The 24,373-nt window shown below is 28.7% G+C and carries 25 protein-coding genes; 14 read left to right on the top strand and 11 right to left on the bottom strand.

Annotated elements, in window-relative coordinates; all coding sequences use genetic code 11:
* Positions 1–21: 21 nt before the first annotated feature.
* From Q0776_RS07345 to prfB, 5 genes are all read right to left on the bottom strand, one after another.
* Positions 22–2,478 (bottom strand): TonB-dependent receptor, encoded by a 2,457-nt coding sequence (locus Q0776_RS07345; RefSeq protein WP_298366550.1) that lies wholly within the window; start codon positions 2,476–2,478, stop codon positions 22–24.
* Between the two features lie 124 nt (positions 2,479–2,602).
* A complete protein-coding gene (gene arsC / locus Q0776_RS07350; RefSeq protein WP_298366553.1) occupies positions 2,603–2,941 on the bottom strand; it encodes an arsenate reductase (glutaredoxin) in 339 nt (112 codons plus the stop codon).
* Between the two features lie 27 nt (positions 2,942–2,968).
* Positions 2,969–5,359 (bottom strand): TonB-dependent receptor, encoded by a 2,391-nt coding sequence (locus tag Q0776_RS07355; protein ID WP_298366556.1) that lies wholly within the window; start codon positions 5,357–5,359, stop codon positions 2,969–2,971.
* A gap of 146 nt (positions 5,360–5,505) precedes the next feature.
* Positions 5,506–6,126, bottom strand: coding sequence for an HAD family phosphatase (locus Q0776_RS07360; RefSeq protein ID WP_298366558.1), 621 nt, complete (start codon positions 6,124–6,126; stop codon positions 5,506–5,508).
* A complete protein-coding gene (gene prfB, locus Q0776_RS07365; protein WP_298366560.1) occupies positions 6,116–7,222 on the bottom strand; it encodes a peptide chain release factor 2 in 1,107 nt (368 codons plus the stop codon). Before prfB ends, Q0776_RS07360 begins: the two co-directional genes overlap by 11 nt.
* 142 nt (positions 7,223–7,364) lie before the next feature.
* On the opposite strand from prfB, the gene Q0776_RS07370 reads away from it, so the two are divergent.
* From Q0776_RS07370 to Q0776_RS07385, 4 genes are all read left to right on the top strand, one after another.
* Entirely contained in the window at positions 7,365–8,387 is a 1,023-nt protein-coding gene (locus Q0776_RS07370; protein ID WP_298366563.1) for a GntG family PLP-dependent aldolase, read from the top strand.
* Between the two features lie 65 nt (positions 8,388–8,452).
* Positions 8,453–9,079, top strand: coding sequence for a peptide-methionine (S)-S-oxide reductase MsrA (gene msrA, locus Q0776_RS07375; protein ID WP_298366565.1), 627 nt, complete (start codon positions 8,453–8,455; stop codon positions 9,077–9,079).
* A gap of 1 nt (position 9,080) precedes the next feature.
* On the top strand, positions 9,081–9,875 hold the full coding sequence (locus tag Q0776_RS07380) for a dTDP-glucose 4,6-dehydratase (protein WP_298366567.1): 795 nt from the start codon (positions 9,081–9,083) through the stop codon (positions 9,873–9,875).
* A 71-nt stretch (positions 9,876–9,946) separates the two neighbouring features.
* A complete protein-coding gene (locus tag Q0776_RS07385) occupies positions 9,947–10,219 on the top strand; it encodes a hypothetical protein (protein ID WP_298366569.1) in 273 nt (90 codons plus the stop codon).
* Here Q0776_RS07385 and Q0776_RS07390 read toward each other — a convergent pair.
* Both Q0776_RS07390 and Q0776_RS07395 read right to left on the bottom strand, forming a co-directional pair.
* Positions 10,216–10,524, bottom strand: coding sequence for a DUF6787 family protein (locus Q0776_RS07390; RefSeq protein WP_298366571.1), 309 nt, complete (start codon positions 10,522–10,524; stop codon positions 10,216–10,218). The two genes, Q0776_RS07385 and Q0776_RS07390, sit on opposite strands and share 4 nt — an antisense overlap.
* Before the next feature lie 93 nt (positions 10,525–10,617).
* The gene (locus tag Q0776_RS07395; protein WP_298366572.1) at positions 10,618–11,238 is read right to left on the bottom strand and encodes a DUF937 domain-containing protein; all 621 of its coding nucleotides are present in this window, start codon (positions 11,236–11,238) and stop codon (positions 10,618–10,620) included.
* 162 nt (positions 11,239–11,400) lie between these two features.
* On the opposite strand from Q0776_RS07395, the gene Q0776_RS07400 reads away from it, so the two are divergent.
* On the top strand, positions 11,401–11,889 hold the full coding sequence (locus tag Q0776_RS07400) for a hypothetical protein (protein WP_298366575.1): 489 nt from the start codon (positions 11,401–11,403) through the stop codon (positions 11,887–11,889).
* 113 nt (positions 11,890–12,002) lie between these two features.
* On the top strand, positions 12,003–13,307 hold the full coding sequence (locus tag Q0776_RS07405; RefSeq protein WP_298366577.1) for a dicarboxylate/amino acid:cation symporter: 1,305 nt from the start codon (positions 12,003–12,005) through the stop codon (positions 13,305–13,307).
* Positions 13,308–13,338: 31 nt separating this feature from the next.
* Here Q0776_RS07405 and Q0776_RS07410 read toward each other — a convergent pair whose 3' ends face one another.
* Entirely contained in the window at positions 13,339–13,746 is a 408-nt protein-coding gene (locus Q0776_RS07410; RefSeq protein WP_298366579.1) for a DCC1-like thiol-disulfide oxidoreductase family protein, read from the bottom strand.
* Between the two features lie 94 nt (positions 13,747–13,840).
* Here Q0776_RS07410 and Q0776_RS07415 point away from each other — a divergent pair, with 94 nt between their 5' ends.
* The 5 genes from Q0776_RS07415 (at position 13,841) to Q0776_RS07435 (ending at position 18,755) form a co-directional block, all read left to right on the top strand.
* Entirely contained in the window at positions 13,841–14,533 is a 693-nt protein-coding gene (locus Q0776_RS07415) for an ABC transporter ATP-binding protein (protein WP_298366582.1), read from the top strand.
* A gap of 3 nt (positions 14,534–14,536) precedes the next feature.
* The gene (locus tag Q0776_RS07420; protein WP_298366584.1) at positions 14,537–15,766 is read left to right on the top strand and encodes an ABC transporter permease; all 1,230 of its coding nucleotides are present in this window, start codon (positions 14,537–14,539) and stop codon (positions 15,764–15,766) included.
* A 2-nt stretch (positions 15,767–15,768) separates the two neighbouring features.
* On the top strand, positions 15,769–17,016 hold the full coding sequence (locus Q0776_RS07425; RefSeq protein WP_298366586.1) for an ABC transporter permease: 1,248 nt from the start codon (positions 15,769–15,771) through the stop codon (positions 17,014–17,016).
* 53 nt (positions 17,017–17,069) lie between these two features.
* Positions 17,070–18,188 (top strand): efflux RND transporter periplasmic adaptor subunit, encoded by a 1,119-nt coding sequence (locus Q0776_RS07430; RefSeq protein ID WP_298366588.1) that lies wholly within the window; start codon positions 17,070–17,072, stop codon positions 18,186–18,188.
* Between the two features lie 186 nt (positions 18,189–18,374).
* Positions 18,375–18,755 (top strand): hypothetical protein, encoded by a 381-nt coding sequence (locus Q0776_RS07435; protein ID WP_298366590.1) that lies wholly within the window; start codon positions 18,375–18,377, stop codon positions 18,753–18,755.
* A 29-nt stretch (positions 18,756–18,784) separates the two neighbouring features.
* On the opposite strand, the gene Q0776_RS07440 is transcribed toward Q0776_RS07435, so the two are convergent.
* The 3 genes from Q0776_RS07440 to Q0776_RS07450 are packed head-to-tail and all read right to left on the bottom strand — an operon-like array spanning position 18,785 to position 21,420.
* A complete protein-coding gene (locus Q0776_RS07440) occupies positions 18,785–19,672 on the bottom strand; it encodes a 3-hydroxybutyryl-CoA dehydrogenase (protein ID WP_298366591.1) in 888 nt (295 codons plus the stop codon).
* A 10-nt stretch (positions 19,673–19,682) separates the two neighbouring features.
* Positions 19,683–20,459 (bottom strand): PhzF family phenazine biosynthesis protein, encoded by a 777-nt coding sequence (locus Q0776_RS07445; protein ID WP_298366594.1) that lies wholly within the window; start codon positions 20,457–20,459, stop codon positions 19,683–19,685.
* 1 nt (position 20,460) lies between these two features.
* Positions 20,461–21,420: a Gfo/Idh/MocA family oxidoreductase gene (locus Q0776_RS07450; protein WP_298366596.1), complete on the bottom strand. Its 960-nt coding sequence runs from the start codon at positions 21,418–21,420 to the stop codon at positions 20,461–20,463.
* Between the two features lie 85 nt (positions 21,421–21,505).
* Between Q0776_RS07450 and Q0776_RS07455 the strand changes: the two genes are divergently transcribed.
* The 3 genes from Q0776_RS07455 to Q0776_RS07465 all read left to right on the top strand — a co-directional run bounded on the left by Q0776_RS07455 (position 21,506) and on the right by Q0776_RS07465 (position 24,330).
* On the top strand, positions 21,506–22,147 hold the full coding sequence (locus tag Q0776_RS07455) for a protein-L-isoaspartate(D-aspartate) O-methyltransferase (RefSeq protein ID WP_298366599.1): 642 nt from the start codon (positions 21,506–21,508) through the stop codon (positions 22,145–22,147).
* Positions 22,148–22,165: 18 nt separating this feature from the next.
* Complete coding sequence (locus Q0776_RS07460) at positions 22,166–23,344, top strand: acyloxyacyl hydrolase (RefSeq protein WP_298366601.1); 1,179 nt, start codon at positions 22,166–22,168, stop codon at positions 23,342–23,344.
* 71 nt (positions 23,345–23,415) lie between these two features.
* Positions 23,416–24,330, top strand: a complete 915-nt coding sequence (locus Q0776_RS07465) for an SUMF1/EgtB/PvdO family nonheme iron enzyme (protein ID WP_298366603.1) — start codon at positions 23,416–23,418, stop codon at positions 24,328–24,330.
* Positions 24,331–24,373: the final 43 nt, after the last annotated feature.

The raw sequence follows: 24,373 nt of genomic DNA on the forward strand, positions 1-24,373 counted from the left end.
TGTACTCTTTTTTTTTATACTTTAAAACATTTCATCATCTCCATTACCATTATATCCACTTTGTCGTTCTCTTTGCTTTTTCTGATTAAATCTATAAGTAAAATTTAATAAAAATTGTCTTTCTCTGTATTGAAACTCGCCATAAGTATAGGTGGTTGGAGATAAAGTTTCTGATTTTCTTTTGCGCGAATTTAATAAGTCGCTAACATTAAATGAGATTGTTGCTTTTTCTTTAAAGAGATCTTTACTAAAAGCTAAATTAATACTAACAAAACCTTCTCTAGTTGATTGTGCTCCTTCAAATGGAGCCATATACATTCCTCTAGTTTGCCAATCAATTTTACCAGGCAACGTTATCCTTGAAGTTAAATTTGTAAACCAAGAAATATTTTCAGCATCGTAGCTAATATTATCGAAATCACCTTTAATAACAGATTTAAAAAAATTAAAACTATTTGATAGTCGCCACCATTTATACGGATTGTAATTTGCTGTAAATTCAAAACCATACCTATCTTGGTTACTTAAGTTTATTGGTGTTCTAATAACAACTTTTATATGATCTGGGTTTGGGTTTTGTTCGTTATAAATAACAGTATTACCATCACTATCTCTCCATTCATCAATTTGTACCATTTCAAAACTGTTTAGTGAATGTTGGTAATATAATGATGAGTTTAAAGTAAATTTATCCCATTTTTTTAAATAACCTAAATCAAATGAATTGGTATATGTAGGATCTAGATTAACATTTCCTTTTCTTATATAAGTTTCACTGGTACGAGATTCAAATGGATTTAAAAAATAGTGTCTTGGTCTTCTTAATCTTCGGCTGTAACCTAAGGTTAAACTTTCAGTGTCGGTAAATTCTAAACCTAAGTTTATGGTAGGAAATAATTCGGTCCAATTTTTATTGTAAACCTCGTTGTTTTGTTCCAAATTAATTTTACGATCTGTATTTTCAACTCTTAATCCCAACAAATAAGAAAATTTGTTAATTTTTTTACCATATTGAGAATATAGAGCGGTTACATTTTGTTCAAAATCTAAATTATTAGAAAAATTAGCATTATTTACAAACTGGTTGTTTTCAAATTTTTCTACTAAATAATCAGAATCTAACTTATCTAAATTAACTCTAAAACCAAATTCAAATTGTGAGTTTTCTCCAATTGGTAAGGTATAATCTCCTTTAAATTCAATTTCAGAATCCTTTTCATTGGTCGAATTTCTTTCTGGATTGTTATTTGTATCTGAGATATTTGTGAAATTTTGCTCCTCGCTTGTACCGTATTGAAAATCGAATGTTAATTTATGACCAGACTTTTCAAAATCTTTGGTATAATTAAAACTGTACTCAATTGTTTCATCTTTTTCGGTTTCTTCTTCAAGTCTAGTGCTTGAAGAAGTTAAATTGTATAAATTATTAAAGTTGCTAATTAGGTTTGTAGACAAATCATCTCCGTCCGATTTTCTATATAAAATAGCTCCAGTTAACGAACTTTTATCAGTTAAAAAATATTCCATCCCAAAACGAGTATTAAAACCATTTTGTTCTCTATCGTAATCAATAACTTCGTTTCTATAATTAGTAATGGTTGCATCATTATCATAATAGGTTACGTTTGATAATGAATTTCCTGGTGATTTTCTTATACTATATCCTGTATTTGTAAAAAAGTTAGCTTTTTTCGTACGGTAATTAATATTGGTAGAAAGGCCAATGTTTTTTGGAATTCCTAAAGTTGAGGAAATAGATGCATTAAAGCCCTGAGCTTTTCCTTTACGTAAAATTATATTTAAAATACCAGCGGTTCCTTCGGCATCATAGCGAGCAGAAGGACTTGTAATTACTTCAACTTTTTCAATAGCATCAGCAGGCAATTGTCTTAAAGCATCAGTACCACCTAATCCAACAAGTCCAGATGGTTTTCCATTTACCAAAATTCGAACATTCTCATTTCCACGTAAACTAACATTTCCTTCTACATCAACTGAAACGGAAGGAACATTATCTAAAACATCTGAGGCCGTTCCTCCTTTAACAGTCATATCTTTACCAACGTTGTATATTTTTTTATCTAGCCTAATTTCTACGGTACTTTTTTCTGCAATAATTTCTACTTCATTTAAACTTTCAACATTAATTTGTAATAAAATAGTTCCCAAGTTTGTGTTTTCTTTTAGAATCTTATTTTTTATAGTTTTTGTTTTGAATGAAATAAACTCAACGGAAATATCATATGGACCTTTTGAAACTTCTATGCTAAATTTCCCATTTTCATTAGTAATTCCTCCGGTAATTGACTTGCCATTTAAGGGTTTTAAAACTATTGTAGCATATTCTAAAGGTTCCTTAGTATCAAAATCAATAACGGTTCCTGAAATTTCAACCTTAGTCAGTTTTTCATTTCCTTTGTATTGAGAAAATCCATTAATAGATGCAATTATTAACAACAACGAAGCAACATATTTCATAAGTACATTTATTTTATTTGTAAAAATAGTTAGAATTCACTTTTAAATATGTTAATGAATGTTAACATATATATTTAAAAAAAAATCATAAAAAAAACCATCATAAATTGATGGTTTAAATTTGTTATAAAATTGTTTTTATAATCTCTGGAGGTCGGCCAATAACGGCTTTTCCATTGTTTATTACTATGGGGCGTTCAATCAATTTTGGATTTTCAACCATTGCATTTATTATTTGTTCGTCAGATAATTCTTTTCCTTTATAATTTTCTTTCCAAACAGTTTCGTTTTTTCTAACCAATTGAATAGGAGAGATGTTTAAAAGCTTAACAATTTCTTTTAATTCTTCTGCAGAGATAGGATTATCTAAATATTTAATAATTTCAAAATCAAATTTCGATTCTTCTAAAATATTTAAACCCTGTCTACTTTTACTACAACGTGGATTGTGATATATTTTCATAAATAAGTTTTAAACAAAAATAATAAATTAGTAATTAGGTTTGTTTTGTTTTCGTTCAAAATCTATTAATCTACTTTTCTTACTTTGATTGAATCTGTAAGTAAAAGACAATAAGATATTTCTATATTTATTTTTAATTAAACTTTTGGATGCATACTGTTCATAAAAACGGTTTCTATTTGTTTGATTTGAATTAAAAATATCATTTAAAGTTAAACTAATTGAGGCATTATTATTAAATAACTCTTTATTAATAGCTGCACTTGCATATGTATAATTTTTTCTAATTGAATATGGACCTTCGGAATCTAGAAAATGTTTAGCATTTATTTGAAAATCGAATAGTTTAGGCAAATTAAGTTGCGTTAATAAGCTAAAGCTTCCATTTATATTAGCTTGGTTATAATCGAATTCAATTCTATTGTTAGCCTTGTTTAAAATTTCAAAATTTCCAACTTGGTCAAAATTATAAACATCTATGTTGCTAGTAAAACTAAGCTGATTATTAACTTTATATATGGTGCTTATATTGATACCATAAATTTTTACATTTCCAAGATTTATGGGCGTAGTTAAAATTTTGTTTACTCCATTTACTTGTTCACCTGTTTCATAGGTGATATTTTGCATATAATTATCGAAAATTTGATACCTTATTGATGGACTAAAGGTTATTTTATTACCATAGTAAGTATAGTTGAAATTAAAATTATCAACATTAATTGGTGTTAGATTTGGATTTCCTTGGTATGAGGAGGTTTCACTGTATTTTTCTTCAAAGGGTTGTAAATCATTAGCTCCTGGCCTTAGAATTGCACTGTTATAACTTAAACTTAAACTTTTTACATCGCTTAAACTGTATTGTAAATAAGTGGATGGTACTAAATTGTTAAAAGTGTTTTTTTGAAAACTGTTTAAACTTTTGTAATTAACATTTATTTTTGAAAATTCTCCTCTCATTGATAAACCTAAATAAAACTTGTCATTTTCATATTCGTATTCAGCAAACGCGGCATTAATTTTTTCGGAATATTCAATATTATTTTCACTTGTTAAATTATCTCGTTTATAGTCAATTTCTCCAAATTCACCATAATAACCAACTACATAGTTACTTTTATTGCCGATTGAATTTAAAAACTTTACATCAATAATTCGATTTGTTAATTTATTTTTTTCAATAAAATTATCGAAGTTAAAATTTGAGTTTGAATTATTAAATGAATTATCAAAATCATCCAAATCGTTTGTAAAAACAAAAGAAGAAGTTAGTTGTTTACCACTGTCATTAAAATTATGCTCGAAATCAAATGAAAATTCAATTAATTCATTATTAAACTCACTATCTAAATTTCTTTGGTTAGAAGAGTTTAGGTTTTTATTTTCATCAAATATTTCGGTAAAAGTATATGAATCTCTATTATTATGTAGGTTTTGAAAATTAATTGATGCTGTTAAAGAGGTTTTTTTAGAAATATAAAAATCACTTCCAATAGAGCCATAGAAAGCATCATTTTTACTATCAAAATCAGTTTCTTCATTTAAAAATGAAGTTGTAGCGCCATTACTAAAATATTCAGTTTGGGAATTAGATATTGTTATAGGATTACTATGATTATAAGATAAATTTGTAAAAAAGTTTATGTTTTTTGTTTTATTGTTTAAAGAGACCAAACCACCATAATAATCTTTATAACCTGCAGTAGAGGTTATAGATGCGTTTAAACCAATATCTTTTCCTTTTTTTAGAATTATATTAATAATACTTAATGCATCAGCTTTATATCTTGCGCCGGGGTTTGTAATTACTTCTATATTTTCAATAGATCCGGCTGGTAAAGACTTTAAGGCATTTGTTTTTGACAATGATGAAGTTTTTCCATTAATCATTACTTGAACATGCCCTTGACCTTGAACTGTTATATTTCCACTAGGATCAACTGAAACAGAAGGAATATTATTTAGTATGTCTGTGGCAACTCCTCCTGATGAAGCAATGTCATTTTTAACATTAAAAACAATTTTATTTGGCTTAATTTGAACTGTTTTTTTAGAGCCAACAATTTCTATTTCATTCAAATAGTTGGTATCAATATCTAATTCTACTGTTCCAATATTTAAATCTCTATTAATTTCTGAAATATTTATTTCTTTAGGCTTATAACATATATAATTAACCGTTGCAATATATTTACCTTCGGTGATATCAACACTAAAATACCCTCTTGAATTTGTTATTCCGCCATATGTTATGGTGCTAGAATCTATGTGCTTAAATACAATTGCAGCATCCTCTATAGGTTTTTTTGTTTCAGAATCAACAATTTTACCATTGATAGTAAAACTATTAATTTCTTTTTTTTGACTAAAATTAAAAAGTGGGGTTAATATTAGTATAAATAAAATAATATTTCTCATTTACTAACATTTAAATTATCATAACAATTTTATTAATCGAATAATTTATGTTAATGTAAAAATACTAAAATATGTTAATTAATTGCATTTTATTGTTAAAAAATAACTATTTATGTTTTAAATCGTGTATTTTGTTGTTGGTTATTCTAAATGTAAATATTTAATTTATTTAGTTCAGTCATTAAATTTACACTTCTCGAATAGCAAATTCCTGTTAATTTTAATTTTTTTGCAGCAATTATATTTTCTAAATTATCATCAATAAAGACAGCTTTTTCGGGATTTATCTTAAATCTTGTAAAGAGCGTTTTATAAATTTCAGGATTAGGCTTAATTACTTTTTCTTTTCCAGATACTACAACACCATCAAATTTTTTAAAAAAAGGAAACAATTCCAATGCTTTTTCCCATTTTTCGGCACTCCAATTTGTTAAAGCGTAAACCTTATAATTTTTAGAAGAAATAAATTTATTAAAAATAGCCACATTTTCATTTATTGGACCTTTAAACATATCGGGCCATTTATCATAAAAAAGTTTAATAAAATCCTTATATTCTGGAAACTGTTCAATTTTAATAGCATTTGCTTCAGCAATTGTTCTGCCAGCATCTTGTTGTAAATTCCATTCAGAAGAGCAAACAGTATTTAAAAACCAATTAACTTTTGTTTCATCATTATTAAAAGCTTTGAGATAAACATATTTTGGATTCCAATCAACCAAAACTCCGCCTAAATCAAAAATTATTGTATCAATTTTACAACTCATTAGTCGATTCTTTTTGTCCTTGCTGCATTAAGTAGGCTTTTATAAAACCATCAATTTCTCCATTCATAACCGCATCAACATTACCGGTTTCAAATGCAGTTCTTACATCTTTTACCAATTTATAAGGATGCATAACATAATTTCTAATTTGAGAGCCAAAATCAATTTTCATTTTTCCAGCTTCAATATCGCTTCTAGCTTCTTGTTGCTTTCTTAATTCAATTTCATATAATTGAGACTTTAACATTTGCATTGCTCTATCTCTATTTTCGTGCTGCGATCTTGTTTCGGAGCAGGATATTTGTATACCTGTTGGTTTATGTGTTAATTGAACTTTTGTTTCAACTTTATTTACATTTTGACCACCTGCACCACTAGATCGAGCAGTTGTAATATCTATTTCGGCAGGATTAATAACTATTTCAATAGAATCATCAACTAACGGATATACATATACGGATGCAAAACTAGTATGTCTTTTTGCATTACTATCAAATGGTGAAATTCTAACTAAACGATGAACTCCATTTTCCCCTTTTAAATAACCAAATGCAAATTCTCCATCAATTTCTAACGTAACTGTTTTAATACCAGCAACATCTCCATCTTGGTAATTAAGTTCTCTAATTTTAAATTTTTGCTTTTCTGCCCACATTAAATACATACGCATTAGCATCATTGCCCAATCACAACTTTCTGTACCTCCGGCACCTGCAGTAATTTGAATTACAGCACTTAAATTATCACCTTCTTCTGAAAGCATATTTTTAAACTCTAATTCTTCAATTAAATTAATTGCTTTTGAGTATGAATTGTCTAATTCTTCTTCAGTTGCTTCACCTTCGGAATAAAAATCGAGCAAAACTGTAGTATCTTCAAAAAGAGTATTTAATAGATTATAATCATCAACCCATTTTTTCTTGGACCGTAACTCTTTCATCACTAATTCAGCTTCTTTTGGATTATTCCAAAAATCTGGATTTGCAGTTTTTTCTTCTTCATTTGCAACTTCAATTATTTTTCTATCAATATCTAGATAGTTTTTGAGCTTGCTTATGCGTTCTTGTAATTTGTTTAATTGGTCGTTTGATATCATTTTTATGATTAAGAGTTACAAAAATAAACTTTCATTTTTAATCCTTAAAATAAGTAACTACATTTATAATAATAAACAATATACTTGTTTAATAGTTGTTGTAGTTAGCAAAAAGATTAAAAATTAAAATTAAAAATATAAAATGCACATAAATTTAATAAGTGATACAGTTACCAAGCCAACAAAAGGTATGTTAAAAGCTATGATGAATGCCGAAGTAGGAGATGATGTTTTTAAAGGTGATCCAACTGTTAATAAACTTCAAGAAAAAATTGCCAAAATGTTTAATATGGAAGATGCTTTATTTTTTCCATCGGGAACTATGGCAAATCAAACTGCAATAAAAATACTTACCCAGCCAGGAGATAAAATGTTTTGTGATAAGTGGGCACATGTTTATAATTATGAAGGTGGTGGAGCAGCTTTTAATTCTGGAGTTACATCACATTTAATTGATGGAAACAGAGGTGTTTTTACAGCTAATCAATTAAATGAGGCCGTTTCAAGTGGAAGATCGGATATTCATGTTCCCTATTCAAGGCTTGTTGCTATTGAAAATACTACAAATAAAGGTGGCGGTGCTTGTTGGGATTATGAAGAGCTTGTAAAAATTAGAAAAATATGTAATAATAAAGATCTTTCATTTCATTTAGATGGAGCTCGTTTATTTAACGCTTTAATTGCTAAAAATGAAAGCCCTGAACAATATGGCGAAATATTTGACACTATTTCTATATGTTTATCCAAAGGTTTAGGAGCTCCAATAGGGTCTGTTTTACTAGGTACAAAAGAACATATTGAAAAAGCTTTAAGAGTTCGTAAATTATTTGGAGGAGCAATGAGGCAATCGGGTTATTTAGCTGCAGCAGGAATTTATGCTCTTGACAATCATATAGAAAGGTTGGCTGTCGATCATACCAGAGCACAAATAATAGGAAAAGCACTTCAAAAATGTGATTTAATAAAAAACGTTGAACCTATAGAAACCAATATTGTAATTTTTAATGTTGTTGACTCAATAAATGAAGAAGATTTTATTAGCAGGTTAAATGATGCGGGAATTGGATTAATATCCATGGGGCAAGGTAAATTAAGAATGGTTACCCATTTAGATTTTACCGAAGAAATGTTAGAAAGTGTTGTTCTTACATTAGAGAATATTTAAAGCTCGTTTTTTTTTCTGTAATTATCATTATATTTTTTCGACTATGCATTAAACAATTTATTAGAATGAAAAAAATAATACTGCTTGTATTTGTATTTATTACTTCAATTGGTAATTCACAATCTAACATTTCAAAAAAAAATAGAATGATTCAAAAAAAAATGGAAACGGCAACATTTGCAAATGGTTGTTTTTGGTGTACCGAAGCAATATTTCAATTGTTAAATGGAGTTGAAAGTGTTTCGTCTGGCTATACAGGTGGAACAGTAATAAACCCAACATATAAAGAAATTTGTACGGGACAAACGGGACATGCAGAAGGAATTAGAATAAAATACAATTCTAGTATAATTAGTTTTAAAGAATTACTTGAAGTTTTTTTTAGCACACATGACCCAACTACGTTAAATAGACAAGGTTATGACACAGGAACTCAATATAGATCTGCAATATTTTATCACGATTTAAATCAAAAAAAACAAGCAGAAGAATTTATAAAATCTTTAACAAAAGCGCAGGTTTTTGATAAACCAATTGTTACAGAAGTAACAAAGTTAGATGTATTTTATAAAGCCGAAGAATATCATCAAAATTATTATAACAATAACAAATCTCAAGGTTATTGTAGAGCAGTAATTAATCCTAAATTGGAAAAGTTTATAAAAGAAAATAAATCGAAATTAAAACATTAATTTGAAAGAAATTATAAGTGTTTTAGGTTGTGGTTGGTTAGGAAAACCTTTAGCTAAAGAATTAATTAAATTTGGTTATTTGGTAAAAGGATCAACAAGATCAACCGAAAGACAAAAAGAATTAATAGATATTGGTATAGAACCCCATATTATTAGTTTAGAAAATTTAGATTCTAATTTAACAGGTTTTTTAAACGCGGAAATTTTAATAATTGCCTTACCATCAAAAAATATTGAAGGATTTAAACAGCTTATTTCTGAAATTGAAAAGTCACCAATTAGAAAAATAATTTTTATTAGTTCAACTTCAGTTTATAAAGCCGAGAATAAAATTGTTACGGAAAATTCACCATTACAATCTTCTCCTTTAGTTGAAATTGAACAGCTTTTTATTTCAAATAAAAATTTTAAGACAACCGTAGTGCGTTTTGCAGGTTTATTTGGTTATAATAGAAATCCTGGAAATTTTTTTAACAATGGTAAAATAATTCCTAATCCAAAAGGATTTGTAAATTTTATACATCAAGATGATTGCGTTCAAATTTTAATTAGAATTATTAAAAATGATTTTTGGAATGAAGTGTTTAATGCTTGTAATGATTCACATCCAAATCGTAAAAAGTTTTACTGTAAAGTAAAGAATGATTTAGGTAAAGAAATTCCTATTTTTGATGAATTAAACAATTTTAATTTTAAAATAGTTTCTAATGAAAAACTTAAATTAAAATTAAATTATAAATTTAAGTATAACGACTTAATGTCACTAGAATACAGTAAATTAAACATATATAATTAAATAGTTTTTCTAGGTAAATTAATTAAAATTATTTTGGCATTTAATTTGCTATATATTGTAAAATATCATTTATGAAAAAAAAATACAAATTGCTACTTGCCGGGTTATTATTTGATGGAATAGGAATGTTATCGTTTATTGTTCCTTATTTTGGAGAATTTTCAGATATAATTTGGGCGCCAGCTTCAGCCTTTTTAATTTATAAAATGTACAAAGGAACTGAAGGGAAAATAGGAGGGTTGGTCACCTTTGTTGAAGAAGCTGGTTTTTTTGGTACAGACTTTTTACCAACCTTTACATTAACGTGGATTTACAAATATCTTATTAAAAAAGATGAAGATTAGTTTTCTTTATAAATATTTTTGAAACCAATTCTATAAAGCATTTTTTTTGTGAAATTCCAGAAGAATTTATGTTGGCCAAATAAAAAACCAACAATAGGTAAAGTAATTTGATAAATAGGAAAAATTAATAGAATTCTTAAGGGCCAAAAAATCCATGGATTAGTAGTTTCGCTATTTAAACCAACAAATTCAGTAACTGGTTTCGCAATCCAAGTTGCAAACGAACCATTAATTGAAAATACAATAAATATTAGAATTAATTGAAAGTTCGAAGTAATACCCCAACGTTGCTTAAGCTTATTCATTTTTTTAGTTTAGTGCAGCAAAAATACATTTATTTTTAAAAAGAAAAAGGCCAGTTAAAAACTGACCCTTAATTTTATAATAAAAGCATTAATTTATTTTCCAAATAAACCACCTAGTAAACCACCAAGTCCACCTTTTTTCTTACCTCCAGCAGCCATTCCAATTAAATCGTCAATAACGCTTCCATCACCATCAGCATCTAAAATTTGAGTTATTAAACTTTGTTCTTTTTGAGCACCTCCGCCTAGTAAACCTCCTAATAAATCTCCAACACCATTAGCATCACTTACATTATTTTGACGAGATTGTTTTCCTAAATATCCCATTATTACAGGAGCAGCCATTTTTAACAAATTCATTGCAGAACCCATATCAATTCCACTTTTTGCACTAACTGCCTTTGCAACATTTTGTTCTTTACCTCCAAAAACATGTCCTAATATTCCAGCGCCATCTTGCAATGTACTTTCGTTTCCTAATAAATCACCTAAATTATCTAAAATACTTCCATCATGTTTTCCAGACAAAGCACCTAATAAACCTTCAGCTCCTTGTGGAGTTGATGCATTGTTTTTCATTGCACCTAAAATTAAAGGAAGCGCGGCGCTTAAAGCCGAAGATGTTTGAGCCTCGTTTTGTCCTAATTTTTGACTTGCACCATTAACTAATGTTTTACCTAAATCACTATTCAATAAATCTAATAAACCTGCCATTCTTTTTTATATTATTTGTTAATTTTTTTTCTAAAATACTTAAATTTCTATAAATATGACACCTATAAAAAAATTAAGTCACAATTGTAACAAAATAATTAGTTTTACGTTTTTAATAAAACAGAATTTTATTTTAATTAAAAAAAATCAAAACGTTAAATTATGAAGAAATTAGTAATTATTTTAATTGTATTTTTAGGTACCATTCAACTAGTAAGTTCGCAAGAAATTAGTGACAATGCATTAGGGATTAGATTTGGTGATAACGATGGTTTTGGTGGAGAAATATCTTATCAAAAAAAAATGGGAGATATTAATAGGTTCGAAATTGACTTGGGATATAGGAATCATAAAAACTACGATGCTTTTAAGCTATCTGGAATTTATCAATGGGTTTGGAGTATTGAAGATCGTTTAAATTGGTATGCAGGTTTTGGTGGGGGTATTGGATCTTGGAGCTACAGTAATTCTAATAATAATGATGGAGATGAAGGCTTGTTTTTAAATGCAGATGGAAATGTTGGAATTGAGTATGATTTTAGAGGGCCAATATTAATTTCTATAGATTTTAGACCTGAAATTGGTATCTTGGGTGATTATGGAAAAGATACAGATTTAGATTTAGCACTGTCAATTAGATATCAATTTTAAGGATTTAAATAATTTTTTGAATAAAAAGCGCAGTTTTGCGCTTTTTTTATGTCTTTTAAATACAAAAGTTTTAACCTATTTTATATCTTTCCAAATAAATTAAAAACGAGTGAATGAAAAATTTGGCGTTGCATTGGCAAATATTAATTGGAATGGTTTTAGGTGTGTTATTTGGTTTGGGAATGACTTATTTAGAAGGGGGAAAAGAAATTGTTGAAGATTGGGTAAAACCTTTTGGGAAAATATTTATTAATTCTTTAAAGCTTATAGCGGTTCCATTAATTTTAGCTTCATTAATTAAAGGAGTTTCAGATTTAAAAGATATTTCAAAACTCTCAAAAATGGGAGGTAGAACAATAGCTATTTATTTAGTAACTACAGTGGTCGCAGTATCCATAGGTTTGTTACTAGTAAACTTAATTCAGCCAGGTAACTCTATTTCAGAAAAAACAAGACAAGAATTGGTTGAAAATTATAGTGGTGACGCACAAAAATATAAGGATCAGGCTGTTAAGCAAAAAAGTAGCGGGCCTTTACAGGCATTGGTAGATATAGTTCCCGATAATATATTTGGAGCTGCCACACAAAATAAAAACATGTTACAAATTATATTTTTTGCTATTTTCTTTGGAGTAGGCTTAATTTTAATTCCGCAGGAAAAAGCAAAGCCAGTAAAATCATTTTTTGACGGTTTTAATGAGGTTATATTAAAACTTATTGATTTAATAATGCTTGCGGCACCTTATGGTGTTTTCGCATTGCTGGCGGCTTTAGTGGTTGAATCTCCTAGTGTAGATTTATTTAAAGCTCTTATTTGGTATGCTTTTACAGTTGTTTTGGGCTTGTTAATAATGATTGCATTTTATAATTTAATTGTTTGGATAATAACTAAAAAAAATCCTGCAAGTTTTTTGAAGGGAATATCACCTGCACAATTATTAGCATTTTCAACTAGTAGTAGTGCAGCAACTTTACCAGTAACAATGGAAAGAGTGACCGAACATTTAGGTGTAGATGAAGAGGTTAGTAGCTTTGTATTACCAATTGGAGCAACCATTAATATGGACGGAACTAGTTTATATCAAGCCGTGGCTGCAGTTTTTATTGCACAAGCATTTGGAATGGATTTAAGTTTAGGAGCTCAATTAGGTATTATTGTAACGGCTACTTTAGCTAGTATAGGTTCTGCAGCTGTCCCAGGCGCAGGTATGGTAATGTTGGTTATTGTTTTAGGCCAAGCAGGTATTCCTGAAGCTGGTTTAGCGCTAATTTTTGCTATTGATAGACCATTAGATATGTGCAGAACTACGGTAAATATTACTGGTGACGCGTCGGTATCAATGATTGTAGCAAAATCTTTAGGAAAACTAGGTAAACCAAAAGTTAAAGATTGGGACGATAATTATCCAAAAAAATAAATTGTACTATTAATAATCAACTTAAAAAAAATCACAAAAATCTATTTTTTAATTCAGGAGTAGGAATAATACAATTTTCACTTTTTCCATACCATTTGTAGCGATTATTTGCTATATAGTTATACACAATATTTCTTATTGATTTTGGAATTATAATAAAATAGTACAATATATTAATTGGCTGTTTTAAATGCTTTGCAATTTTTAAAACAGCTGTAGATTTCTCGTAAATATTTCCATTTTCAATAAGTAAAATACTATTTATTTTATTTTTTTTTGAAGGGAACTGTAACAATATATCTTTTGCGACGTCTGATTGAAGAGAAGCAAATAAAAAACGTTCTTTTGTGTCATTTTTAATTATAAATTGAACAGATGAATTACACAAATTACAAATTCCATCAAAAATAACAATATTATCATTTTTTAGTTGCTTCATAAAAACAAAAATAGAGAATAAAAATAATTCTTTAACAAAATATTAATAGCAATAATCACGGCCTTTGCCTATTTTCGTTTAAAACAACTACCAAATGATTAAGATTGAGAAACTGCATAAATCCTACCCAATAGGAAAAGACTCATTACATGTTTTAAAAGGTTTAGATCTTCATATTAAAGAAGGCGAATTTGTTTCAATAATGGGTTCGTCAGGTTCTGGAAAATCTACTTTATTAAATATTGTTGGTTTATTAGATAATCACGATTCTGGAAAGTATTATTTGAATGGACAATTAATTGAAAATCTTGATGAAAAAAAAGCTGCAATTTTAAGAAATAAATTTTTAGGTTTTGTATTTCAATCATTTAATTTAATTGCTTATAAAACGGCAGTTGAAAATGTTGCGTTACCTCTTTATTATCAAGGAATGGGAAGAAAAGAGAGACAAATAGTTGCTATGCAGTATTTAGAGAAAGTTGGTTTAACTGATTGGGCAAATCATTTACCAAGTGAATTGTCGGGTGGTCAAAAACAACGTGTTGCAATTGCTAGAGCATTGGTAACTAAACCAAAAGTTGTTTTAGCAGATGAACCAACGGGAGCATTAGATTCTACAACTTCTGAATCGGTAATGGAATTACTAAAAGAAATAAATAGAGAAGGAATGACGGTTTTTGTTATTACCCATGAAGAAGATATTGCCGAACAAACAAATAGAATTGTTCGTTTAAAGGATGGAATTATTATAAGTGACGAAAAAACAGCTCAAAAAATAAACATTTAAGTTATGTTCGATTTAGATCGGTGGCAAGAAATTTTTCAAACATTAAGCAAAAACAAGCTTAGAACTGCTTTGTCTGGATTTACTATTTCCTTTGCAATATTGTTATTTACTTTATTATTTGGTGTTGGTAATGGATTGAAACATACTTTTGAGAAACAGTTTGCAGGTGATGCACAAAATTCTGTATATGTATATTCTGGAAGAACTACAAAACCTTTTAAAGGACTTCAAAGCGGTAGAAGAATACAGTTTAGAAATGATGATATGAAGTTTATAAATGGAAAATATGAAGATAAAATTCAATTTTTCAGCCCAAATATTCAACGTAATATGCAGGTTATTTATAAAGGAGAACAAAATAGATACACCGTAAGAGGTGTTTATCCGGATTATCAACCACTTGAATCAGCGGTAATTGAAGAGGGAAGATTTTTAACTTATTTAGATTTAGAAAGAAGATCAAAGGTGGTTGCCATTGGTAAACTGGTTGAGAAAGATTTATTTGGAAATAGAAATGGATTAGGTAAGAATTTGAATATTGAAGGGATTTCTTATAAAATTGTAGGTGTATTTAGTGATCCAGGTGGTGATAATGAAGAGCGTTTTATATATACTCCTTTTACTACAATACAAGGAATGTATAAACCTAATGATGAATTAGATTATATCGGATTTACTTTTAATCCAAATTTAACCGTGGACCAAGCTCTATCTTTTACTAATAATTTAACTAAGCAATTAAAAGAAAAACATAGTGTAGATCCACGAGATCAAGGAGCAATTAGAGTTAGAAATTACGCAGAAGGTACAAAGAATGTTGAACAATTTATGAGTGTTTTAAATATTATAATATTATTTATTGGTATAGGAACTTTGGTTGCAGGAATTATAGGTATTAGTAATATTATGGTATATATAGTTAAAGAACGTACTAAAGAACTTGGAATAAGAAAAGCATTAGGAGCCACACCAAAATCAATAGTAGGTATGATAATGTTAGAATCTATTTTTGTAACTGCAATAGCAGGTTATTCAGGATTACTTCTTGGAGTTTTTACCTTAAAATGGATTGGTGATAGTTTAGAGAAATATTTCATTTTAAATCCTAGTGTAGAAACATACGTAGTTGTTGGCGCAACTATAGTATTAGTTATAGCGGGAACAATTGCTGGATATATTCCAGCAAAAAGAGCAGCAGGAATTAAACCAATTGTTGCATTAAACGACGAATAATTATGAGTAATTTTTTATTTGATAAAGATACTTGGCAAGAAATATACAGTAGTATTCGTAAGAATAAAACACGTACAGGAATTACTATTATTGGAGTAATGTGGGGAATATTTTTATTAGTTGTTCTTTTAGGAGCTGCAAAAGGGGTAGAAAATAACTTTAATAAGTTATTTGGAAACTTTGCAACCAATAGTGTATTTGTTTGGGCACAGCAAACAAGTAAACCTTTTAAAGGATTTCAGGAAGGTAAAAGGTTAATCCTAAAAATGTCCGATTTAGACAATATAAAAAGTGAAATTAAAGGACTAGAATTTGTTGTTCCACGCCATCAAAGACAATCTATGGCTATAAATAATTTTAAATCTGGAACCTTTGGTGTTTTTGGTGATTATCCTGAACTGGATAATGTACAAAAGAAAGATTTAGTTTATGGCAGATTTATTAATGATAATGATATAAAAGAAAAGAAAAAAGTTTGTGTTATTGAAGAAGAAATATATAAACAATTATTTGATAAAGATGTATATCCAATAGGAACTTATATAAAAATAAATGACATAAATTATAATGTTGTAGGAATGTATAAAGATGGTCAGGTAGGAAGTGGTGGACCTCAAGGTAACATTCATATACCATTTACAACTTTTCAACAAGTTTATAATACAGGAAACACCATTGGTTGGATGATGATAACGGGAAAACCAGAATTTGATATTAAACAAATGGAAGCTGACGTAAAATTACTTCTAAAAAATCTACATAAAGTACATCCAAAAGATGAAAGAGCGTTTGGTAGTTTTAATTTAGGAGAAAGAATTGCTCAGGTCACAGGTTTTTTAACAGGAATGCAGTTTTTAACTTGGTTTGTTGGGATTGCAACTTTAATAGCTGGAGTATTTGCTATTGGAAACATATTGTTAATTACAGTAAAAGAACGTACAAAGGAAATAGGTATAAGACGAGCTTTAGGAGCAAAACCTTGGGAAATTAAAAGACAAATTATACTAGAATCCGTTTTTTTAACAAGTATTGCAGGAGCTCTTGGAATTATTTTTGGCGGACTAGTTTTAATGCTAATTGATGCTACAATAGGTAAAGGACCAGATGCAGCATTAACAAACCCAACAGTTGATATACCTGTGGTTTTAATAGCAGCCGTTACCTTAGTTATATTGGGTACTCTAATAGGAATGATACCGGCGCAAACAGCGGTAAGTATAAGGCCAATAGAGGCTTTAAGAGAAGAATAATATGAAATTTAAAATTTCACATTTAAATAAAAAGAACATTAAATAATAAACTGATGAAGAAAACATTAATTTTTGGATCAATAGCAATAGCATTAATTGCGGTTTTGGTATGGTTTGGTATGAAAAACAAAAAAAATTCTATTGAATTTGAAACCGAAACACCATTTAAAACGAATATTGTTAAAAAAACAGTAGCTACTGGAAAAGTTGTTCCGCTAGAAGAAGCGGAAATAAAACCAAAAGTTTCAGGAATTATTGAAAAAATATTTGTTGAAGAAGGAGCTATGGTAGAGGTAGGAGATTTATTAGCTACAATACGAGTAGTACCAAATGTGCAAAGTTTAAATAGCGCTCAAGGTAGCGTTAAAAATGCCCAATTACGTTTTGATAATGCTAAAACAAATTATGAAAGAATTAAAGGTTTATATGAAAAGGGAGTAAAATCAAGATCCGAATTTGAGGCTGCAGAATTAAGTTTTGATAGTGCAAATCAAGATTTAAGAAACTCTCAAAACAATTTACAAATTATAAGAAAAGGTTCTACATCAGGAATGGGGAAAACAGCAAACACATCTGTAGTTGCCGAAATTTCTGGAACAATTTTAGAAATACCAGTTCGTAAAGGAAATCAGGTAATTGAAAGTAATACATTTAATGCAGGTACAACTATTGCAGTAATTGCTGATATGACTAAAATGATATTTGAGGGGAAAGTTGATGAAGCTGAAGTTGGGAAAATAAAAAATGGTACAGTTCTAGAAGTTTCTTTGGGAGCTATTGAAAAGAAAAAATACCCAGCAAAACTAAATTTTATTGCTCCAAAGGGAACAGAAGAAAATGGGGCAGTTCAATTTAAAATTAAAGGAGATGTTACTTTAGATGATGAATTTTTTGTAAGAGCAGGATATAGTGCAAATGCAGATATTGTTTTAGAGAAAAAAGATAGCGTTTTATCTATTAAAGAAGCCTTGTTGCAATTCGATAAAAAAACAGATAGCGCTTATGTAGAAGTTCGTACAGGCGACCAAACATTTGAAAAGAAAATGGTAGATCTTGGAATTTCTGATGGTATAAATGTTGAAATTCTTTCTGGAGTATCTATAAACGATGAAATAAAAATATGGAATAAAACATCAAAAAAGAAAGATGATGAAGAGGAAGATGATAACTAGAATATAAATATTGTATTATAAAAAAAGCGTTTTAATTTCAATTAAAACGCTTTTTTTATATCTTTATAGAACAACCACCAAAATGAAAATAAAATTTTACAATTTATTTAGTAGTATGATTTTTATCAGATAAAGTCTAAATAAATTTTTCGAAATTTAATATATAATTTAAAAGCCAAATAGAATATGGAGAGTCAGTTATTATTCTTAAGTGATCTAAACTTCAATCTTGAAGTATGGAAAAGAGAGTTGAAATTTCAAGAAAGTGAAATGGATTATTTCGAAGAAAAATTAGAACATGTTGCAATGCGAAATTTAGGTAAAGAGGTTATGGTGCAACTAGAAGGTTTTCAAAACAAAATAATTCGTGAACGTGAGGTTATGCATCATTTAAGGCACAGAATTAGAATGAAGAAAAGAGAGATAGCACAGGCGAAATATGAAAATAATACTGAAGTTAAGTTTCACGATAAACAGGTGTTATTAAAGGATGAAATGAAAATTTTTGTTAAAATGCATTACGATTTAAAAGAGGATATGATGGATTTCTTTTTAAAAAATTTATAATAAAAAAAGCCGCGATTAGCGGCTTTTTTTTATTGGAATCTTTGAGAAACAGTTTCTGCTTTTCGAGTTTCAGAATAATCGTAAAATCCCTCACCCGATTTAATACCTAGTTTTCCTGCTTGCACCATATTAACTAGTAATGGGCAAGGAGCATATTTTGGATTTTTAAAACCATCATAAAGTACATTTAATATTGATAAACATATATCCAAACCAATAAAATCTGCTAATTGTAATGGCCCCATTGGATGTGCCATTCCAAGTTTCATAACAGTATCAATTTCAGATACACCAGCAACCCCGTTATATAAAGTTTCAATAGCTTCATTAAGCATTGGCATTAGTATTCTATTAGCCACAAAACCGGGATAATCGTTAACTTCAACAGGTACTTTATTTATTTTTTTTGAAAGATTCATTATAGTTTTTGTTACTTCGCTAGAAGTATTAAAACCATTTATAATTTCAACCAATTTCATCATTGGTACAGGATTCATAAAGTGCATTCCTATAACTTTATCTGGTCTATTGGTAGCAGAAGCTATTTTAGTAATAGAAATAGAAGATGTATTTGTAGCCAAAATTGTGTCTATTGGAGCATCTTGGTCTAATTGTTTAAAAATTTTTAATTTAATAGCTTCATTTTCAGTTGCAGCTTCAATTACTAAATCGCAAATGTTGATACCTTCTTTTATGGAAGTGTATGTTTTTATATTATCTAATGTTTGTGTCTTAATTTTAGGAGTTATTTTTTCTTTTGAAATAAGCCTATCTAAATTTTTTGAAATAGTTTTAATACCATTTTGCAACGCCTCTTTAGAAACATCAATTAGATTTACTTTATAATTATTTTGAGCAAAAACATGAGCAATTCCGTTTCCCATGGTTCCAGCACCTATTACAGCAATGTTTTTCATAAAAAAATTTTTAAATAGTTAATTCCCCTTTTAAATATGTAATCGCTTCTCCGCTAATTTCAACTCTGTTATCTAAAAATTCGCATTTTAAAAATCCTGTTCTTTTTGAAAGTTGAATAGCTTCTAATTTTGTTTTATTTAGTTTTTTAGACCAAAATGGAATTAATAAGGTATGAGCAGAACCTGTAACTGGATCCTCATTAATTCCAATTTTTGGAGCAAAAAAGCGAGAAACAAAATCTATATTTTTCCCTTTCGAAGTTACAATAATTCCCGAAGAATCCAACTGGGCTAATTTTGAAAAATTTGGTTTTAAATTTTTAACTAATGCCTCATCTTTTAATTCAACCAATAATTTCCATTTACCTAAATATGTATTTTCAATTGGAACTTGGAGTGCTTCTTTTAAAATTTGAGGAGTATTAATTTTAGCAATACTTTCTGAAGGGAAATTAAGTGTATACCAATTATTATTTTTTTTGACCGTTAAAATTCCACTTTTAGAATTAAACTCAATAATTTCTTCTTGAAAATTTAATTCCGTAAAAATAATATGAGCCGCAGCTAAAGTAGCGTGACCACATAAATCAATTTCACAAGAAGGGGTAAACCATTTAATATCAAATTGTTGCTGGTTTTTAACAAAAAAAACAGTTTCAGATAAGTTGTTTTCTTCTGCAATAGATTGCATTAATTCATTCGAAATCCATTCATTTAAGGGGCAAACCGCAGCGGGATTTCCTTTAAATATTTTGTTTGTAAAAGCATCAACTTGAAAAAGTTTCATATTAAAAATCGTTTATAATCATATGAGCAACTTTTAATGCTTCTGTTCCTTGCTCTAATGTAACAACTGGAGTAGTGTTATTAACTATAGCATCAGCAAAAGTTTCTAGCTCGTCTAAAATTGCATTATTTGCTTCAACCGTTGGGTTTTCAAAATAAATCTGTTTTTTTACACCTTCTGCATTTTGAAGAATCATATCGAAATCTCCTGCAACTTCGGGAGCATCTTTCATTTTTACAACCTCAGTTGATTTTTCGAAAAAATCTACAGCTATATAAGCATCTTTCTGAAAAAATCTCGATTTACGCATGTTTTTAAGTGAAATTCTACTTGCTGTTAAATTTGCAACACATCCACTTTCAAATTCAATTCGTGCATTGGCAATATCGGGAGTTTCACTAATAACAGAAACACCGCTTGCATGTACGCTTTTCACTTTTGATTTTACAACACTTAAAATAATATCAATGTCATGAATCATTAAATCTAGTACAACAGGAACATCTGTTCCGCGTGGATTAAACTCTGCCAGCCTATGTGTTTCAATAAACATTGGGTTTTGGATAGAGTCTTTAACAGCTGTAAAAGCAGGGTTAAAACGCTCTACATGGCCCACTTGCCCTTTTACATTGTGTTTTTTAGTTAGTTCTAAAATAGCCTCAGCTTCTTCAATTGTTTTAGTTATTGGTTTTTCAATAAAAATATGTTTTCCTTTTTCAATTGCTTCTTTAGCACAGTCGTAATGCGATAATGTAGGTGTAACAATATCTACAACATCAACAGCGTCAATTAACTCTTGAATTGAGTTGAATGATTTGTAACCAAATTCCTCTTCAACTTTTTGTGCATTTTCTTTAATTGGATCGTAAAAACCAACTAATTCGTATTTTTCAGATTGATTTAATAATTTCAAATGTATTTTACCAAGGTGACCAGCACCTAATACTCCTGCTTTAAGCATAGTTATTTGTTTAAAATTGTATCAACAAAAATAGCAATCTTTTGAAGATAATCCCTATTTTTAGCAACTCAAATTTTATTTATTAGTGAAGGATACACATAAACACAAGGGGCTTAGAAATCAATTAGTAAAAGTAATGATTGATAAAGGAATTAAAGATAAAAATGTTTTAAAAGCAATCTCTAATATTCCTCGTCATTTGTTTATGGATTCGGGATTTGTAGATTTTGCATATCAAGACAAAGCATTTCCAATTGCAGCAGACCAAACAATCTCGCAACCTTACACGGTAGCCTTTCAAACAGAATTATTACAAATAGAAAAAGGAGCTAAGGTTTTAGAAATAGGAACAGGATCGGGATATCAAACTGCTGTTTTGTTAGAAATGGGAGCAAAAGTATATACTATAGAAAGACAAAAGGAATTGTTTAAAAAAACAAAATTGTTTTTACCTAAATTAAATTACAACCCAAAAAAGATAATTTTTGGTGATGGTTATAAAGGGTTACCCGAAGAAGCTCCTTTTGATGGAATTATTGTTACAGCAGGAGCTCCTTTTGTTCCAAAACCTTTATTAAGTCAATTAAAAATAGGAGGTAGGTTGGTTATTCCGGTTGGCGACGAAGTACAAACAATGACGCTATTTGTTAGAACCGGAGAAAAAGATTTTGAAAAATTAGAATTGGGTGATTTTAGGTTTGTGCCTATGTTGAAAGAAAAAAATTAAGTTTTTCACTATTTAAAAATGAAGAGAATCTGTATTTTACTGTTTTTATGTGGAACTAGTTGGATGCAGAATAGCGTTTTAAAAGCTCAAAATATTACAATTAGGCCTGAAATTTTAATTGGTAAAACACTTCCTTCTAATAAAATATTTCCTAAAACAAATCCACAGTTCAATATTGGTTTAAATTTTGAAAAGAGACAACTTTCTGAAGATAGGGAATGGGAAAAAATTTTAAACTATCCAAATACCGGTATTTCATTATACTACTCAAATTTTGGAAACAACGAAGTTTTAGGAAATGCTGTAAGTCTTTTACCGTTTATCTTATTTAATCTAAATTCAAAGGAAACATTATCAGTTAAATTTGGTTTAGGAGCTTCTTATTTTAACAAACAATACCATAGCATAAATAATTCAACAAATTCTGCAATAAGTTCAAAATTAACTTGGGCTTTACAGGCTTTTATTTATTATAATATTTCGGTTTCTAATTTTAGAGAATTTAGAATTGGAGCAGGATATTTTCATCATTCAAATGGTCACACTAAACTACCAAATTTAGGGCTTAATTCTGTTTTATTCAGTGTTTCAACGCCAATTAACATTGTAAAACATAAAGAAATATCGGAACAAAGTTTTGATATTTTAAAAATTAAAAATATTGGTGATACATTTTATACCATAAGATATGGTGAAGGTATTAATGAATTTATAGATTATAAAAGTAAGAGAAAATCGGTTAGAGCACTAGAAATTTACGGGGGCGTTTATTATAAAAATATTTTTAAAATTAGTTTGGGGTTAACCTATAATTTTTATGAGCATTATTACGATTATATCAAAGAAAATAAAATTAATCCTTATATAAAAAATCCAATTACTAATGCTTCAAACATTTATGTATCAATTGGTGTAGAAGCTTTATTAGGGAATATTGGAGTTGATTGGGAAGGTGGATTAAATTTATATAAACCTTTTTATAAACATCATTATTTGTTAATTGAACCTAAACACGATTTTAAATATGAGCTTAAAAAGCTTTTTTTAGGTAGATTAGGATTAAAAATTTACGCAAAAAACACTTCAAAAAAACCAATAAACAACGTTTATATAGGTGCACATATTAATTCAAATTTAAGTCAAGCTGATTTTACTGAACTTAGTATTGGAATTACTCATCGAATACAAAAAAAATGATATTCATATTCATTAGATTATTATATTCTATTTTTTGATATTTGTACTTTAATAAGACTAAAAATACTTTTATGAAATTAATAAAATTAACCTTATTTGTTCTTGTGGCTTTTGTTTCGTGTAAAGAAGCAAAAAAAAAGGAAGCATTGAAAACAGCAAAAGAAGAAGTAAAAAATGAAACATTAAATGAACCTTCAAAAGATTTAAACACTGATAATATGGTGTATTTTGAAGGAGGAATAATATCAATTGGTTCTGAAAATGGTCCGGTAAACGAAAAACCCGTATTTGAAATGGAAATTAAACCATTTTATTTGGATAAAAACCTTGTTACGGTTGCAGAATTTAGAGATTTTATAGAAAAAGCGAATTATATAACAGAAGCGGATAAATTTGGAGATTCTGGAGTTTATTCTTTCGATAAAGGAAGTTGGAGTTTATTACCTGGTGCCAATTGGGAATTTCCATTAGGAAAAGATAAACCAAAAGCAGAAGATAATCATCCAGTTACTCATGTTAGTTGGAACGATGCAAAGGCTTATGCAAGTTGGATTGGAAAGCGATTACCAACAGAATTTGAATGGGAATATGCAGCTAAAAATGGTAAAAACAGTAAAAGTAAATATGCTTGGGGAAATAATATTGTTATTGATGGAAAGTATATGGCAAATGTTTGGAATGGAAAAAACATTCAAGAAAACGAACCACTCGATGGTTATTTATTAACTTCTCCAATTGGGACTTTTTCTCCTTCAGAGGCTGGATTGTTTGATATGGGTGGAAATGTTTGGCAATGGTGTGAAAATTATCATAAACCATATCCTTTTAACGATACAACAGCACCTCAAGATCCAAATGTTAGATCTACTAGAGGTGGATCATTTATGTTTGACGAAGCTTTAGAAAATAGTTATACTACAACATTTAGAGCTCAAAATTCTATGGATACGTCTTTATTTAATATGGGTTTTAGGTGTGCTAAGTAATATTTAAAAAAACATATATTAAAAACTAAAAAGCCTGCATTTG

It is taken from the genome of uncultured Lutibacter sp. (genome assembly GCF_947495725.1).
In the GTDB taxonomy this organism is placed as follows: domain Bacteria; phylum Bacteroidota; class Bacteroidia; order Flavobacteriales; family Flavobacteriaceae; genus Lutibacter.